General features: G+C 70.1%; 13 protein-coding genes and 2 pseudogenes. 11 read left to right on the top strand and 4 right to left on the bottom strand.

What is annotated here, in order from left to right; all coding sequences use genetic code 11:
- Positions 1-45: 45 nt before the first annotated feature.
- Positions 46-393, bottom strand: coding sequence for a tetratricopeptide repeat protein (locus ACX25U_RS03165; RefSeq protein ID WP_454394786.1), 348 nt, complete (start codon positions 391-393; stop codon positions 46-48).
- 125 nt (positions 394-518) lie between these two features.
- Between ACX25U_RS03165 and ACX25U_RS03160 the strand changes: the two genes are divergently transcribed.
- Together ACX25U_RS03160 and ACX25U_RS03155 are read left to right on the top strand one after the other, a co-directional pair.
- Positions 519-1,484 (top strand): pirin family protein, encoded by a 966-nt coding sequence (locus tag ACX25U_RS03160; RefSeq protein WP_454388834.1) that lies wholly within the window; start codon positions 519-521, stop codon positions 1,482-1,484.
- Between the two features lie 978 nt (positions 1,485-2,462).
- Positions 2,463-2,930 (top strand): SAM-dependent methyltransferase, encoded by a 468-nt coding sequence (locus tag ACX25U_RS03155; RefSeq protein WP_454388832.1) that lies wholly within the window; start codon positions 2,463-2,465, stop codon positions 2,928-2,930.
- Positions 2,931-2,995: 65 nt separating this feature from the next.
- On the opposite strand, the gene ACX25U_RS03150 is transcribed toward ACX25U_RS03155, so the two are convergent.
- A complete protein-coding gene (locus ACX25U_RS03150) occupies positions 2,996-4,948 on the bottom strand; it encodes an SMI1/KNR4 family protein (protein WP_454388830.1) in 1,953 nt (650 codons plus the stop codon).
- A 184-nt stretch (positions 4,949-5,132) separates the two neighbouring features.
- Here ACX25U_RS03150 and ACX25U_RS03145 point away from each other — a divergent pair.
- The 5 genes and pseudogenes from ACX25U_RS03145 to ACX25U_RS03125 form a co-directional block, all read left to right on the top strand.
- Positions 5,133-5,502 (top strand): annotated as a pseudogene (locus tag ACX25U_RS03145) (transposase); the annotation flags it as partial.
- The gene (locus ACX25U_RS03140) at positions 5,420-5,713 is read left to right on the top strand and encodes a contact-dependent growth inhibition system immunity protein (protein WP_458633816.1); all 294 of its coding nucleotides are present in this window, start codon (positions 5,420-5,422) and stop codon (positions 5,711-5,713) included. The pseudogene ACX25U_RS03145 and the gene ACX25U_RS03140, both read left to right, overlap by 83 nt.
- 841 nt (positions 5,714-6,554) lie before the next feature.
- The gene (locus ACX25U_RS03135) at positions 6,555-6,782 is read left to right on the top strand and encodes a hypothetical protein (RefSeq protein WP_454394872.1); all 228 of its coding nucleotides are present in this window, start codon (positions 6,555-6,557) and stop codon (positions 6,780-6,782) included.
- On the top strand, positions 6,704-7,318 hold the full coding sequence (locus ACX25U_RS03130; RefSeq protein WP_454388825.1) for a transposase: 615 nt from the start codon (positions 6,704-6,706) through the stop codon (positions 7,316-7,318). Before ACX25U_RS03135 ends, ACX25U_RS03130 begins: the two co-directional genes overlap by 79 nt.
- Complete coding sequence (locus tag ACX25U_RS03125; RefSeq protein ID WP_454388823.1) at positions 7,243-7,767, top strand: IS30 family transposase; 525 nt, start codon at positions 7,243-7,245, stop codon at positions 7,765-7,767. The genes ACX25U_RS03130 and ACX25U_RS03125 overlap by 76 nt, the downstream gene beginning before the upstream one ends.
- Before the next feature lie 385 nt (positions 7,768-8,152).
- Here ACX25U_RS03125 and ACX25U_RS03120 read toward each other — a convergent pair whose 3' ends face one another.
- Positions 8,153-9,226 carry an IS110 family RNA-guided transposase gene (locus ACX25U_RS03120; RefSeq protein ID WP_454386631.1) on the bottom strand — a complete coding sequence of 358 codons (1,074 nt, stop codon included), beginning with the start codon at positions 9,224-9,226 and terminating at the stop codon, positions 8,153-8,155.
- 183 nt (positions 9,227-9,409) lie between these two features.
- On the opposite strand from ACX25U_RS03120, the gene ACX25U_RS03115 reads away from it, so the two are divergent.
- The 4 genes from ACX25U_RS03115 to ACX25U_RS03100 all read left to right on the top strand — a co-directional run bounded on the left by ACX25U_RS03115 (position 9,410) and on the right by ACX25U_RS03100 (position 14,076).
- Complete coding sequence (locus tag ACX25U_RS03115) at positions 9,410-9,610, top strand: hypothetical protein (protein WP_454388822.1); 201 nt, start codon at positions 9,410-9,412, stop codon at positions 9,608-9,610.
- 194 nt (positions 9,611-9,804) lie between these two features.
- Positions 9,805-10,161, top strand: a complete 357-nt coding sequence (locus ACX25U_RS03110) for a DUF2889 domain-containing protein (protein WP_454394784.1) — start codon at positions 9,805-9,807, stop codon at positions 10,159-10,161.
- Between the two features lie 349 nt (positions 10,162-10,510).
- A complete protein-coding gene (locus ACX25U_RS03105) occupies positions 10,511-11,677 on the top strand; it encodes an aromatic ring-hydroxylating oxygenase subunit alpha (protein WP_454388820.1) in 1,167 nt (388 codons plus the stop codon).
- Positions 11,674-14,076 carry a CaiB/BaiF CoA transferase family protein gene (locus ACX25U_RS03100; protein WP_454388818.1) on the top strand — a complete coding sequence of 801 codons (2,403 nt, stop codon included), beginning with the start codon at positions 11,674-11,676 and terminating at the stop codon, positions 14,074-14,076. Before ACX25U_RS03105 ends, ACX25U_RS03100 begins: the two co-directional genes overlap by 4 nt.
- A gap of 88 nt (positions 14,077-14,164) precedes the next feature.
- Here the strand turns inward: ACX25U_RS03100 and ACX25U_RS03095 are convergent.
- A pseudogene (locus ACX25U_RS03095) lies at positions 14,165-14,473 on the bottom strand (transposase); the annotation flags it as partial.
- Positions 14,474-14,548: the final 75 nt, after the last annotated feature.

Here is a 14,548-nt window from a genome sequence, read left to right as displayed (position 1 = left end):
CCACTCTGACACTCCGCTCCTGCGTTTGGCTCACACGCTCGTGGCTCACACGCTCGGGAAGTCGCCGGTGAGGGCGGAGGCGATCCGCAGATGCGTCTCGGCCTCCGCGTGGCGCCCCTGGCGCTCGAGAGTCCGGCCCAGCATCAGCCGGGCGTAGTGCTCCACCGGGTCGCGCTCGACGATGACACGCAACTCGGCCTCGGCACGCCGAAGTTGGGCCGAGTGGTAGTAGGCGCGCGCCAGCAGCAGCCGGGGCCCGGTCTGCTCCGGCACCTCCTCGACCAGCCCCACCAGCACCCGCGCCGCACCGGCGTAGTCCCGGGCGTCGAAGAACATCCGGGCACGCTCCCAGCGCTCGGCCGGGGTCCCGCGGTCGTAGTACGTGTTGTTCAGGTCCACTCGTGGCCTCCTTCCGCTCCTTACCGCCCGACAACGGAACCCGATAGTTTAATATTCCACTACTTTCGGGGTGCCGCTGGAACGGCCCCCATGGGACTAGTGGGACTAGGTTGGGTGTCATGAGCAATCTTGATCGCGAGGCGGTTCCCGCGGTGTGCGGCGGTCGTGGCTTCGTGGCGGCGGAGCCCGTGCGTGAACTCCTCAGCCCCCGCCGCGTCAAGCTCGGCGAGTCCACCGAAGTCCGCCGGCTGCTGCCGAACCTGGGTCGCCGCATGGTGGGTGCCTGGTGCTTCGTCGATCACTACGGCCCCGACGACATCGCCGACGAGCCCGGCATGCAGGTGCCTCCGCACCCGCACATGGGCCTGCAGACGGTGAGCTGGCTGCACGAGGGCGAGGTGCTGCACCGCGACTCCACCGGCAGCCTGCAGCTGATCCGCCCCGGTGAACTGGGCCTGATGACCTCCGGCCGGGCCATCAGCCACTCCGAGGAGAGCCCCAGGTCCCACGCCCGCTTCCTGCACGGCGCCCAGCTGTGGGTCGCCCTCCCGGACGCCCACCGCCACACCGACCCGCGCTTCGAACACCACGCCGAACTGCCCACCGTCACGGCACCGGGCCTGACGGCCACCCTGATCCTGGGCGACCTCGACGGCGCGACCTCACCGGGAACGGCGTACACCCCGATCACCGGCGCCGACCTGGCCCTGACCCGCGGCGCCGACGTACGCCTCCCCCTGGACCCGGACTTCGAGTACGCCGTCCTCTCCATGTCCGGCGAGGCCCACGTCGACGGCGTCCCCGTCCTCCCCGGCTCGATGCTCTACCTCGGCTGCGGCCGCACCGAACTCCCCTTGCGCGCCGAGTCGGACGCGGGCCTGATGCTCCTGGGCGGCGAGCCGTTCGAGGAGGAACTGATCATGTTCTGGAACTGGATCGGACGGTCTCAGGAGGAGATCGTGCAGGCCCGCCGGGACTGGATGGAAGGGTCTCGGTTCGGGGAGGTGAAGGGGTACGACGGGGCTCCGCTGCCCGCTCCGGAGCTCCCGCCGGTCCCGTTGAAACCCCGGGGAAGGGTGCGCTGACCTGCGGAAACGTCTGAGCGTCGGCGACTGGCGGGCGGGAGGTGGTTGGGTACTGCCTCCCACTTTTCGATCGCTCGCGGGAGGACGGCTGAGCGGGTTGCGGACCTGAGTGGCGGTGGCGGGCGCTTCCATGGTGTGGCCGTCTGTGAGCGGCTGTGGCAGTGCTTTTGCTGACCTGATGCTGACTTTGCTGATATTCCGTCAGGTGCGGTTGGGGCGCTCTCGCAGCTCTGTAGCACGCGGCGGTCTTTGCGGGATCGATAGCGGCCGGACGAGTGCTGACCTGGCGGACGGTTGCGCCGCCCGCCGGCGCGTGAACGTGGCGCTCGCCGTGTCCTGTTGTGGAGAGTCGACAAGCTTTGAGTGCCGTAGTTGCCGGCTGGTGAGCGCCGATCTTCTTGGGTCGATGCGCGCAGTGCTGCGTCTCAGTACTGCGTCTGAGTCACCAGGAGGTTCTTCGTCTGCTGGTGGTACGGCGCTTGTGTGTCTCTGACCTGTGTCGATGACGCAAGTTACTCCTGATGCGGCTTCGTTGGCCCGTCAATGGTCCGGATCTTGGCTCCTCTCATCCGCCAGTGAGGGCGAGAACTCCGGGCCCAGCCACAACCGATGGGGGGCGGCGAGACACCTTCGCGTGCTTGGGGCCCTGTGGTGCGGCAGGAAGGACGGCGCTCAATGAGATGCGCCTCCGGCGCGTGCCGGTACCACATGGCACAGGTTGTAGAGGCCGTCCAGGAGCGTCCAGCCGGTCCAGGACGTGAGCGAAGTTGCAGGTCAGGACTGCGCGGTCCCGGAGGGTCCGTACCGTTCGTGAGACGTGTGTGAGACGACGAAGCTCCGCCGAGCTGTGGGCAGGGCTTCATTGCGCAATGGGCCACGAAGCCCTGGGAGTTCGTTCTCCGACATCCCAGGCTTCGCGCTCTCGAATCTCACCGCATCGAGACGCCGGCATGAGCACGGCGGGGATAGCCTCTGACCATGCCGAGCTTCGAGATCACACCGATAGGTACGGTCCGAAACGACCGGACGGACGTCCAGCACACGGACAACTGGGGTGCCGTCCGCAGCACGATCACCATCGACGAACGCTTCGGCGAGGCGTGCCTCCAGGGTCTGGAGGGCTTCTCCCACGTGGAAGTCCTCTTCGTCTTCGACCGGTTCCCGGAACTCGACGACTACCGCGAACCCCGCCCCTACCGCGGCCGCTCCGACCTCCCGCCCGTCGGCGTCTTCGCCGGCCGCGGCCCCCGCAGGCCGAACCGCATCGGGTCGACGTGCTGCGCCATCGAGTCCGTGCACGGCCGCGAGCTGACGGTGGTGGGCCTCGACGCGGTCTCGGGCACCCCGGTCATCGACCTGAAGCCGGCCATGGCGGAGTTCCGCCCGGTGAACATCGAGCAGCCGGAATGGGTCAGCCGCCTGATGTCGGAGTACTTCCAGCCGTAAGCGGGATTCCGGGGGCGAAACCCCCGGAATCCCTTCGGTAAGGAGACGGCCGCGGCAGCCGGTCTCTAGCTGCTTCCCGGCCCCTCGTCCTCCGTCCGTTCGCCGTCCGCCGGGCGCGCGGCTTCCCAGTGCATGCGGATCACCGCGTACGTCTCGCCGTCCCTCGGCGGCCGCGTCCAGGAGCGAGTGGTGAACGTGTGCAGCCGCCCGTTCACGATGGCGTGACGCGGCAGATGGGCACCGAACTCCCCGGCCACCGCGTCCAGCAGCGACCGTTCCGCCTCTGCGCCGTCCTCCGGGTCGCCGAAGAACCGGCTCGGGTCCAGCGCCCGCGGTATCTCCCCGCTTTGCCTGATCTCTCCGTCCGCGTACGTGAAGGCGTACTGCTCGGCGCCGTCGCGCGCCGCCGAAAGGTGGAAGAACGGCTCCCCGTGCCACGTCCTCAGGCCGCTCCACACCACCACCGCGCGAGTGCCCGTGCTGGCGGCCGCGGCCGGGGAGACGAACCGCTGCCGGTGGAACGGGGCGGGGTCGCCGTCGAAGGCGAAGCTCCAGCCGGCGCCGGCCCGGCCGACCGCCATGAGAGCCCTGTCGTCGTAGGACGAGAACTCCCTCCGGTCGTGCAGCGACCTGTGGCGCGCCTCCCAGAAGGTCATGGGTGCGTTCAGTCCGGTGCCGTCCCCGTCCGCGAGACGTCCGGGCAGCTCCTCCGGCTCCACCCCCTCCACCAGGACGAACCGGTAGGACGTGCGGTTGTTGCCCGGGTCCGGCTCCGCGAGCCACGCCAGGCTGCCCGGGTCGAGTCCGGCCGTCGGGCTCGGTGCCTCACCCGCCTGCCCGCCCCGTGGAGTGGCCAGCAGCTCGCGGCCCCGCTCCGGGGTCAGCAGCGGCCCGAGCACCGGGTCGGCCACCCACCCCAGCGGCGTCAGGTGGTCCGGTCCCAGCGGCTCCCACAGGGGCACGGCGTTCATCAGTGTCCGCCAGGCCCCGTCGGTGTCTCCCCATCGCGCCAGCTCCCGCGCCCGCTCGGCCGCCTCGCCGAACGGTCCGGCCGCCGTGTACCGGTACGTGCCGTTCCTCACCTGATCCAGCGTCGCGTAGGCCAGTGCCACCAGGTCGTCGTCGGCGCCCCGCAGGTGGAACGTCAGCGTGGAGTCGTCCCGGTAGGAGTGCGCCGCGTGCTCGGCGACCAGCGGCGGCAGCAGCTCGGGCGCGTACCGCGGGTCCGTCACCAGTTTGTCGAAGTACACCGTGGAGGTCTGTCCGAGCAGGCGGCGTATCTGGTCGCCCAGCCCGGCGGCCCGCGGCCGGCCGTACTCCTTGGCCTCGTCCAGCGCCTTTACGGCCCGTTCCCAGCCGCCGCGCAGCGCCTCCGCCCGGGCCTCCTCCACCTGGGCGTCCAGCTCTCGCGTCGTGTCGTTGACGAACACCGGCTCCCCGTCGCTCCGGTGCGCCCGCAGGCGGTGGAACTCCCGGTACATGTCCCGCATGAACTCGAGGAAGTTCGCGTGCCGCTCGGGTGGCGCGGCCCGCCAGCTCGCCCAGGTGCAGACGGCCCACTCGCCGTCCTCGTCCACGTCCTCGGGGTCCATGATCACGTGGGTGATGTCGGACTCCACGTCGAGCTGCAGCCCGCGCCGCCAGATGTCCGCCTCCCGCCGCTCCTCGGGCCCGGCGTCCTCGTCCAGGTACTCCTCGAACACGTCCGCGAGTCCCGACGCGTTGTCGTGCCAGTGCGCGTCCCCGGTCCCCGCCAGCAGCCACACGAACCCGCCCGCGTGCCGCCACCCGTCGCTGACCTTGAGGAACTCCCGGTACGACGGGGGCAACCGCCGGCCGAGGCGCTCCTCCATGGCGGCGATCCGCTCCTCGGACGCGGGCGGGAACCCCAGCCACCGCGCCTGCCGGGCGGCCTCGTCGTTCTCGCTCCGTGTCTCGCCGTCCGGCAGGGAATCCGCCCACTCCCCGCTCCACCTGAGCAGGAAGGACCGCCAGTCGAATGCCGTGGTGTCCGTCATGCGCCCGATGCTGCCACCCGCCACTGACAGCGCTCCGTTGCTTGCCGCGGCCAACGGGACCTCTCGTGCGCGACCGGCCCGGCGGGCCGTGCCGGCGTGCTCGCGCCCTGCTCGGTCGAGGGAGAAGAGCCGGCGAACTCCACGTCGGTGAAGGCGATCCCAAGGCCGTGGGCGCGTCTGCCAGAGTGAGGCGTCGTTCGCGGCGCTGTGCGGGGTCAGCCCGATCAGGCACTCCTCGGGGCGGGAGCGGTGCCGGCGGCTCAACTGCGGGGGAGACCGGCAGGCCAACGTGGCGCTTCATCGGATCGTGTACGCGCGTCTGCGGTTCCACCCCCGCACCCGGGACTACTTTCAACGGCGCACGGCGGACGGCAAGACGCGACGGGGAAACCGTCCGCTGCCTCAAACGCTATGTGGCACGCGAGTTCTTCCACCCGGTCCGGCCTGGAAGTGCACAGCGGTCTGGTGAGAATGAAGCCCATGGGCCATCTGCTGCACCTCAACCGCACGCTCGACGACCTGGACCCACCCCGCTGGACGCCTCCTGCCGCTGACGCGACCCCTCTGGTGCGCACCGTGCACGAGCTGCGGCGTGTGCCCTTGGACGAACTCCGTCCCGCCGATCTGCGCATCCTCATCGCACAGCAGGTGGCACTGCCCTACGTCCTTCCACTCGCCGTGCGCCTGCTGATCGAGGATCCGCTGCTCGACGCCTGCTTCTACGAGGGCGACCTGCTGCTGGCCGCCGTCAACGCCCCTGCCTAGGCCTGGGCCGTACTGCCGGAGCTCGGCGCGCGGCTGCGGACCGTCATCACGGCATTGCCGGAGATGGCGGTCGCCGGCCTGCCACGCGGTGCCGCAGAGGATCTTGCCCGCTTCGTCGGAGAGCCCGCACCGCGTCTTTGAGTTGAAATCGGAAATTCGGGCTACGGCCTGCCCGGCGTCGGAGGCTGCCCTGAAACGCGATGTGACCTGGGAGGTTCCGGCTCTCGTGGCATGATGCCGTCCGCCTTCCTGCAAGTCCCCGTGATAGAGGCTTTCGTGAGACGACGAGGTCCCGCCGAGACACTCCGGTGGTGGTTCGGCCTCTCACGGCTCCCCTGCCTGCGCGGGGATCACTCGTCTTCGATCGGCCTGATGCCGACCATCGGCTTCAACGCGACCCTGATCGCGGCCGGCGCGTGCGTCGGCTTCGCGGCATGGATGCTGCGCAGCCTGTTCGGCGACAGGGCCGCGAAGAAGTAGAAGCGCCCTGGCACAAGCTTGACTCTGAAGCTGAACGGAAAATCGATCTCCGGGAGGGCAGGCGGCAGCATCCGGGCCGCTTGCGGCCCGGTTGTCGGGGTGGGCTGGTCAGGCGGTCGCGGGTTCGAGGGTGACCTGGTGGCCGAGGGCCTGGAGCTGGCGGACGAGGTCGCGGGTCCTGCGGGCGGGGTTGAGATGACGCTGGTGCCAGTCGGTGCCGAGTTCCTGGTATGAGGCGCCGGGGTCGTTGATCAGGTGCCAAGCGATGACGAGTATCGAGCGGGCGACGGCGACCAGGGCCTTGGCGTGTCCGGGCGTTTGACGATGCGCCGGTAGCGGGCGCCGAGGAAGGCGGGCTCAAGTGATCAACGCACCACCCACGAATGATCATGTGGTTGTGGAGGCACAGGTGCGTGACTACGGGTTTTCACCGGCTCAGCAGGATGAAATCTGGAGACGTTGGCGTGAAGGGCAGTCGTTCAGCTTGATGGGGAGGGCGCTGGGGCGCCGATGCACCACGTCCGCCGATTTCTGCACCAAAGCGGTGGCCTCCGCATGGTCCCGCGGCAGCGGTCAGGACGGCATCTGACCGGCGGCGAGCGCGAGGAGATATCCCGGGGGATCGCTGCTGGCGAGTCTGCCCGGCAGATGGCCCGGCGGCTGGGCAGATCGCCGTCGACCGTCTCCCGGGAGATTGCCCGCAACGGCGGCCGGGACCGCTACCGGGCCGCGTCTGCAGACGCGGCCGCCTACGAACGCGGGCGCCGCCCCAAGCCGGCCAAGCTCGCCCAATGGCCCGCTCTGCGCGCACTGGTGGGGGCCAAGCTGGCCCTGTGCTGGTCACCTGAGCAGATCGCGGGCTGGCTGCGACGCCACTTCCCCGGCGAGGCCTCCATACGGGTCTCGCACGAGGCGATCTACCTTTCGTTGTACGACCTGCGCCGCCGCCAGGCGGTCGACCGCAGCCTCACCCAGCGGCTGCGGACGGCCCCTCCCCTGGCCGGCCGAAGGTCGCCCGGAAGCCCACCGGGCGGGGCGTCATCCGAGGCATGGTGTCCATCAGTGCCCGCCCCGCGGAGGTCGAGGACCGCACCGTCCCGGGCCACTGGGAGGGCGACCTCGTGATGGGCGCACGGCCTTCGGCGGTCGCCACGCTCGTCGAGCGCGCCAGCCGCTACACCGCCATCGTCGCGCTGCCTGACGGCATCAAGGCCGAGCAGGCTGCCCCGCACCTCACCCGAAGGCTCCTCTCTGTCCCGCCCCAGCTGCGGCGGACGCTCACCTGGGACCGGGGCCGCGAGATGGCCGAGCACCAGGCCATCACCGCCACGACCGGCATGCCGACCTACCTCTGCAAACCGCGCAGCCGGGGGCGGCGCGGAACCAACGAGGACACCAACCGACTGCTACGGCAGTACCTCCCCAAGGGCGCGGACCTCCGCACGTTCAGCCAGGCCGACCTCGACGCCATCGCCCACGAGCTCAACCATCGTCCGCGCAAGATCCATGGTTACCGCACCCCGGCAGAGGTCTACGCTGAGCTTCTGAACAGCGGTGATGCGCTGACCCCTTGAGCCCGCCCTGTCATCCCTGAAGGAGCGGGGCCGGTCAAGGGTGTTACCCTGTCTGTTTTCCCGGTTTCCGGCCGAGTTCGGGCAACGCCGAGCCCAGGCGCGGGGTCAAGGCGGAGCGCCCGCAGGCGGAGCCGAGGACGAACGGCCTTGAGGCCGCGGCGGATCGGCGCACACTGGCGGCGCCGGGGACCGGGGGTATGGAGTTGTGGTGTCTCGCCCCAGAGGTGTGGTCGTGGGGTGGGCAGGCTCGGCTGCCGGTCATCCCTTCGCGGCTGCGTCCGGCCCCGCGGCCGGACGAGCTTGTGCATGGGGCGTTCCGCGACGGCCGACGGGATCGATCACGTTAACGGCCGCGCCGCATGCGCGGGGGCCAGACAGTGCGCGATCACGCGTCGGCCGCGTTCCGGCCTGCTCGCGCCGGGTCCGGCTTCGTCAGGCAGCGGACCTCGCCGTCGCGCAGGGCGTAGTAGACCAGGGTGAGCAGCTTGCGGGCCGCGGCGGTCTTGGCCACGTTGCGGGCCGTGGTGCCGCGGCGGTAGACGATGCGGTCCTTCAGGCGCCGCATCGGGGTGTCGGCCCCGCTGCGCTGGACCGCCTCGACGCAGGCCCAGCGCAGCAGTGGCGAGCCCTGCTTGGTGATCCTGCCGCGGTGGACCTTGGTGTCCGAGGCCCGGTGCCGCGGGGTGAGCCCCGCCCAGGAGCACAGCTGGCCGGGTCCGGCGAAGCGGGCCACGTCGCCGATCTCGGCGACCATGACGGCGGCGAAGACCGGGCCGATGCCGGGGATCGTCTGCACCGCGCGGTAGCCGGGATCGCCCGCCAGGGCCTGCGCGATGAGCCTGTCCACCTCTGCGATCTCGCCGTCCAGGAAGGCGATCAGCCGGAGCAGGGAGTCGGCGCGTACCCGGTAGGAGCCGTGCAGCGGTATCCCGGCCAGCCAGGTGCGGCCGCCGCGGTCGAACACGTCGGTCACGGGCACGTGCAGGCCAGCCTTGCCGAGCACCGCGTGGATCTGGTCCTTGGCCGAGGTGCGCATGCCTACCAGCTTGTGCCGGTAGCGCACCAGCTCCCTCACCTGGCGGGTCCGGCGGGGAGCGATCCACGCCTGCGGCAGGCGTCCCATGCGCAGCAGGTCGGCCAGGTCGGCGGCGTCCTTGTCGTCGGTCTTCACCCGCCGGTAACCGAACATCTTCACGCCCAGCGGATGCGCGAGGTGCACCTCGGCTCCGGCTTCCTGGAGCGTGTCGGCGGCCCAGTACCAGCCGTAGGTGGCTTCCAGCACCACCTGCGGGTGCGGGCCGGCCTTGGCGATCTCGGCCTTGAGGGCGGCCGGGCTGTTGTCGATGCGAATCCGCTCCAGCCGTTCCCCTTGGGGGGTCATGCGCAGCAGTACCGAGCGGTTGCGGTGCAGGTCCATGCCCACGATCTGAGGTCCGTCGTAGGCTTGCATCTGGTCCATCAGGGCCTCCTGCCTGTGGACGGTCGTTACTTCTCCTGGACCGAGCATCGTTCGCACCCGGCCGGAGCGGGAGGCCCCGCTCCTTCATCGCATCACGTTACACAGGCGGACGGATCTGCCCGCGAGGTCTCCAGCGGCGAGCTCTGGGCTGCCCTCGAGCCCCGCACCCGCGAGGTGCTGGCCGTGGCCACGGAGCTGGATCGTCCCGCACTGCAGGGGCTGGTCGGGCTGCACGGTGGCCTGCGGGCGCGGATCGCTGAGCTGGTGCCGGAGGAGATCGAGGCCGGCTCGGTCCTCTCCCTGATGTTCGACGACCTCGCGGGGACCAGCCTCATCGCGCCGTTCGTGCTCACTCGGTCGCTGTCGACCGCGGCCTGGGAGTAGAAGTTCGGTGACCGCGTCCCACCGACTGGCGTCTGCACGGGCTACCGGGAGGGCGCCATGGCGCACGGGCCGGGGGAGCCGCGGGACCGGACCCACCCCGTCGAGGTGCTGGGATCGCCCTCCGACCCCGACGCGTGGCACGAGCTCCCCGACTTCGCCGAGCCGACCACCCGCCGCGTCCGCCGCATTGACGCCTGGCGCGAGGGCGAGGCGCTGCGGGCGCGTGGTTCCAGGACTCCGCCCCCGAGCCGGGCGGAGGGCGGGTCCCGGCCCACGAGTACCGCCTCAGCGCCGCCGCCGACGCCCGGACTGGGACGCTGACCCAGATTTCGGCGGTGGCGGATGCGCTGCCGATCCCGGAGTGTCCGCTTGCGGCCGACAATCTGCACCGACGGGTGGGCGTACCTTTTGCGAACCTGCGCCGGACTGCCCCGGCATCCTGCGCCGCGAGGACGGCTGCACGCATCTCACTGACGCGGCCAGGGCCCTGCGCGAGGTGCCGACGATGCTTCTCTCCGGTCGGCCTAAAACTTATTGCTGTAGATTATTGACCATGGCAGCTTGGTCGCCTAGGGGACGACTCTCCTGCTGACCGTTGCGGCGCACCAGCACCGAACTGGTGCCCGTCCGCCCGGCCACCTGCTGATCACTCACTAGTCGAACCGCCAGGTGACCTACCAAGTCGTAAGGGAGCCTGGGGGGTGACTGACATCCATCGTCACCGAGGTGCCGACCGCCCCCGACTTCACGGCGGGGATGGCGGCCGCGGCCACCAACGACTCCGACCTCGTCCACTGCACACCTGTCCATCTAGTAAAACTTCTGGTCGTAGGTTTAAGATGGTCTGGCCGACATGGCCGTCACCGTTTCTCTCGAGCGAGTTCATTCCTAGGAGGACCTTTGTCCAACCACCAGCAGGTGCTCGGGACGCTGATCCGGTACTTCAAAGAGAACACGACGCACCTGGCGGACAGCGAGCTTCGGGTCCCGACGTCCCATTTCACCGACGACGAGCATGCGGCCCGGGAGCTGGCGCTGATGCGGACCGTCCCCGTGGTCGTCGCGCACCACTCAGAGCTGCCTGATCCGGGCAGCTTCGTCACCCGGGATGTCCTGGGCACTCCACTGCTGATCGTGCGTCAGCGCGATGGCAGCGTGGGCGCCAGCATCAACATCTGCAAGCACCGCGGTGGACGGGTCGAGGTTTGCGAGGCGGGAAAGAAGCGGGCCTTCACCTGCTCCTACCACGGCTGGACCTATGACCGCGACGGCTCTCTGCGGCACATCCCGTATGCCCAGTTCTTCGAGCCGCTGGACCGCCTCGAACACGGCTTGGCCCAGGTGCATACCGAGGAGCGACACGGCCTGGTGTGGGTCACGCTGGACCCTGGGGAGAAGCCGCAGACCGTGGCGGAGTACCTGGGCGCGGACATGGAGGAACGCTTCCGGGAGTTCAACTACGAGAAGTCGCTGCTGGTGCTGGACAAGCAGTTCACGGTCCCGGTGAACTGGAAGCTCGTTGTCGACGGCGCCGTGGACAGCCTGCACCCGAAGTTCCTGCACCCGTACGGCGTCGGAAAGCTGATCTCGACCAACACCTGCGTGGTGGAGTCCAGCGGCCTGCACATGCAGTCGTTCACCCCGCGGATGCGCCTGGAGAAGGCGGTCGAGGCCGGGGAGGAGGACCAGGTCGAGGGCTTCTACAAGCACGTCGGGTCGAGCATGTTCGTCTTCCCCAACGTCAACGCCGCGATCACCCCGCACCACATCGAGTTCTGGACGACGTGGCCATCGGCCCACTCGCCGTCGGAATGCACGATCCACATCCGGTTCCTCGCCGACCCCGACACCTACGACGAGAAGATGGCCGAGCGGATCGCGAAGAGCTGGGAGATCCTCGAGGAGGCCGCCACCAAGGAGGACTGGCCGATGGAGGAGACCATCCAGGCCAACGCCCTCGCGGTCAGCGGCGTGTACATCTACGGCCGCAACGAGGCCGGGCCGCAGCACCTGCACCGCCAGCTCGCGCGGAAGCTCGCCGAGTCCGAGGCAGGGCAGCCCGCATGAGCGCAGGCGCCAAGCTCCCGCTCGCCGGTCTACGAGTCGTGGAGCTCGCAGGCGAGCTCGCGGACTCCGGCACCCGGCTTCTCGCCGACCTGGGCGCCGAGGTCGTGAAGGTCGAGCCGCCCGAGGGGGCGGCCGGGCGACGTCGCACGCCCATGGGTGACATCAGCCGGTGGGCGTGGCACCTGAACAACGCGAACAAGCTGGGTGTGGTGCTGGACGCCGCGGACGTTTGCGACATGACGAAGCTGCGCGACCTCGTCGATGCAGCAGACATCCTGGTCGACTGCTGGGGTCCGGGACGGCTCGCCGATGCGGGTCTAGAGCCCGGTCGACTGACCGCCGAGGTGCCGGGCCTGGTCGTGGTCCAGGTGAGCGCCTTTGGACAGACCGGTCCCTACCGCGACCTCCAGGCGACCGAGCACGTCCTATACGCGATGGGCGGCGTGTTGTCGCGGTCCGGGTTCCCGGGTGCCGAGCCGCTGCTGCCCCCGGTGGGTCTGGTCGAGGGGCACACCGGCGCGCACGTCGCCTGGGCCGCGCTGCTGGCGCACTACCAGGCCCGTCGAACGCACCGTGGTGAGTCCGTGGACGTCTCCGCCTACGAGGCCGTGGTGCACGGTCTCGACCCGGTCTTCGGGACCCAGGGATCCGCGGCCGCGGCGCGACCAGACACCTTCCCGCGTGGCCGGCCCGACTCGCGCAACTACTACCCGGTCTACCGCTGCGCCGACGGACACGTGCGTACCTGCCTGCTCTCCCGGCGGCAGTGGCGGGCGATGTTCGAGTGGTTGGGTTCGCCCGAGGAGTTCGCCGACCCGAAGTTCGACGCCATCCCGGCACGCTTCCACGCCGCCGAGCGACTCAATGCCGTGATCCAGGAGTTCTTCGACCGGCACACCCGCGCCGAGCTCGTCGGGGAGGGTGCGGAGCGAGGCATCCCGATCGCTGAGGTGCTCGATGTCGCCGACGTGCTCACCGTGCCGCACTTCGTCACCTCCGGCGTCCTCGCGGACGTCGAGATCGCGCCCGGGGTGACCGCACGGGTCCCCTCCGGCCAGGTACGCGTCGACGGCGTCCGCGCCGGGCACCGGTCCCGGTCCCCAGAGCTCGGTGAGCACGACGACGTGGTGCTCGGTGCCGACGGCTTCTGGCCCCCGCGCGTGCTGCCGGCCGGACCGGAGCTCGCGGACGGCGATCGGCCCTTCGCGGGTCTGCGGGTGCTCGACCTCGGTGTCAACGTATTCGGCGCCGAGCTCGGTCGCCAGTTCGCCGACAACGGCGCCGACGTCATCAAGGTGGAAAACGCCGCCTACCCGGACGGACTGCGGCAATCGCGACGAGAGGGCGCCTTCGCGGCGTCGTTCGCCTGGGGCAACCGCAACAAGCGCGGACTCGGTCTGAACCTGCGTAGCCCCCGGGGCGTCGAGATCTTCCGCTCGCTGGTAGCCACCGCGGACGTGGTCGTCGCCAACTTCAAGCCCGGCACACTGGCCGGCCTCGGCCTCACCCACGAGATTCTGGCCGAGATCAACCCGCGGATCGTCATCTGCGACGCGAGCGCGTTCGGCAACGTGGGGGAGTGGCGCAAGCGTCTCGGCTACGGCCCGCTGGTTCGTGCGTCGTGTGGTGTCTCGGCGCTCTGGGCCTACCCGGACGTCGAGTACGGCTCGGCCGACGGCTCGACCGTCTACCCCGACCACGTCGCCGCCCAGGTCGCTGCGGTCTCGGTGCTGGCGGGGCTGATCGCCCGGTTGGAGTCCGGCCGGGGCTGCCTCATCGAGCTCGCCCAGTCCGACGTCGCACTCACCCACCTCGGTGGCCACCTAGCCGCCGAGTCGCTGCAGCCAGGCTCGGTCGGCCCCGAGGGCAACATCGCGCTGGCCGAGGCGCCGTCGGGTGTCTTCCCGTGCGCCGGTGACGACGAGTGGTGCGTGGTCTCGGTGCGCGACGACGACGACTGGGCACGGCTGTGCCGGGTCGTGGGCCGGCCGGAACTCGCCGACCATCCCCTCCTCGGGAACGTGGCCGGTCGGCTCAGGAACCGGGCCGCGGCCGCCGGGGTGCTCACCCAGTGGCTGATCCGCCGCGACCGGGAGGAGTCGATCGCCGCTTTGCAGCAGGCCGGCGTCCCGGCTGGGCTGATGGCCCGCGGCCCCGACCAACTCGACGATGCCCAGCTCACCGCCCGCGGTGCCTTCGCAGACCTCGAGCACCCCGCTCTGCCGATGCCCCTGCGGGCCAACCTCCAGGTCGCGACGTACACATCGGTCCCAGTCGCCCCGCTGCTGCCGGCTCCGGTGCGGGGCGAACACACCCGGGAGATCGCGGCCTCGCTGCTCGGTCTGGCCGATCAGGAGGTCGAGGCCCTAGTGGCGGAGGGCATCCTGCAGCCCGAGTAGTGATGTCCGGACTCAGCGGGCCGCGGCTGCCACGGGGTTCCACCGCCCGGCGGCGGGCGCCCCTGCCGTGTCGGGGTAACAAGTCATCTCATTTGGTGAGTCGGCGGTAGCAGATGAGGGTGCAGGCGATACTGGTGAAGGCCAGGAAGTGGGTGGCTTTGCGTTCGTAGCGAAGGTGGAGGCGCCGGCAGCCGGCGAGCCAGGCCATGGTGCGTTCGATGGTCCAGCGGTGCCGGCCCAGCCGCCGGCTGGAGTCGGTTCCCTTACGTGCGATCCGGGGTGTGATGCGGCGGCCGCGCAACCATCGCCGCAGGTGGTTGTAGTCGTATCCCTTGTCGCCGTGGAGCTTGCCCGGTCTGCGGTGTCGTCGGCCGCGCCGGGAGCGGATCGACGGTATGCCCTGCACGATTGGGATCAGAGGTGCTGTCACGTTGGCTGACCGGGTGGGATGATCTTCGGGTTGGTCATGGTG

It is taken from the genome of Streptomyces sp. JNUCC 63, from assembly GCF_054366325.1.
The sequence above is the reverse complement of the archived record's forward strand: the minus strand, read 5'-3'. Positions and strand labels throughout refer to the sequence as shown.